This window comes from Brachybacterium paraconglomeratum, assembly GCF_039541415.1.
In the GTDB taxonomy this organism is placed as follows: Bacteria; Actinomycetota; Actinomycetes; order Actinomycetales; family Dermabacteraceae; genus Brachybacterium; species Brachybacterium paraconglomeratum_A.
On the sequence record NZ_BAABGE010000011.1, the window covers coordinates 1 to 1,369 of the forward strand.

1 protein-coding gene is annotated in these 1,369 nt (G+C 64.6%); it reads right to left on the reverse strand.

Features of this window, described 5'->3' with window-relative positions; genetic code table 11:
• Positions 1 to 261: 261 nt before the first annotated feature.
• Positions 262 to 897, reverse strand: a complete 636-nt coding sequence (locus ABD893_RS16630; protein WP_345083011.1) for a DedA family protein — start codon at positions 895 to 897, stop codon at positions 262 to 264.
• Positions 898 to 1,369: the final 472 nt, after the last annotated feature.

The following is a 1,369-nucleotide window of genomic DNA, read 5'->3' on the forward strand; positions in this document are numbered from 1 at the left end:
GCTCCCCATCGGGGCGATTCTGCTGACTATCCCGGCACGGCGAGCAGCGGCCAGTGTGAATAGGCGGTGAACTCACCTACCCCGTCAATGAGCGTCTGAAGAACCCCGCCATTCAACGGCGGAAGTCACAGGTAACCGTAAACTACCGGCCCGTAACTGTTCCGCTGGGGAGCCCCTGTTTGCACCAGCTCGGCGCAGCCGCGAGTGAACAGCTTCTCGGGAGGTCCTAGAAAACGGCAGAGAACGTTGGCGGGTTCAGTTTCAGGCTGCTGTTTCCTTGCGGCGTTTGCTAGCCGCGGCGCCGGCGAGGTATCCACCGACTGCCAGGATCGCGAGGGTCACCCACAGTGCGTACTTGTCGACAGCGATGACGATGTCGACCGCGTCTTGTCCTGCGCTGTATCCGAGCCACACCACGGTGCCGGTGATGAGGAGCGCGCCCAGGGCATCGGCGATCAAGAAGGTGGCGAGGCGCATTTGGGCGAGACCGGCGAACAGCTGGACCAGGAGCTTGGGGATACCGGGCAGGAAGGACAACAAGACCATCAGGACCAGGACCCAACGTGGCATCTTCTCGAGTCGCTGCGCGAACCGTCCGGCGTACCGGCCTGGGGTGAAGAAGGTCAGTGCCTTCGGGCCCCAAGTGCGTCCGGCCAGCCAGAACAACCAGTCGAGCTTGATCATGCCGAACACCCCGGCGACGATCACGAGCCCAAGGGATGTCTCGCCGATCCGAGCGAAGGCGGCGCCGGCGCCGATGGTGGGGAGACCGCCGGTCAGTGCACTCAGGGCGACGGGCGAGGAGGCGACGAGGAACGGTCGCAGGGGGAGCGATGCGAGCATCAACAGAAGGCCGCCAAAGATGCCTCCGATAAGGATCTTGTCCCTCCGGGTCATTGGCGAGCTCCACGGCACCACGTCTCGTAGGGCCGCACGCCGAGCATCTCCCGCGGCTGCCGGAGCCTGAGTAGATACTCCGTGCGCGGCACGCGGGGCATCGTGTGAGGCAGGGGTGCCGGGGTCTGCCGGGTCCTGGGCGGGGACACGTGCACTTGGGTCCATGAGGGCCTTCTTGTCGTCTCGTGTGGTGCGGCTCCAACTGAGCCGTCGTTCCGCCGTCAGGCACAAGCTACTGGTCCCGCGGGTGCCCCGCGATGAAGCATCACGGGGTGGATGAAACCGTGGTCGACCCCTTCGTGCAATGAAGAGCCCCGCTGGCATGAATATCGCTCGCTCGGCTAGATCAGCTTGAGGGGGCGAAACGTGAACGGTCGGTTGGAGCACGCTGCCGATGTGTTGTTGGGGTATACCCCAACATGACACCCCGCGATCTGGGGGGCCACGGTTCCCAATAGGGTTGCTGGCGGCG

Excerpts from the sequence above, each read along its gene's own strand:
- ABD893_RS16630 (WP_345083011.1), bottom strand. The coding sequence starts at position 897 with ATGACCCGGAGGGACAAGATCCTTATCGGAGGCATCTTTGGCGGCCTT.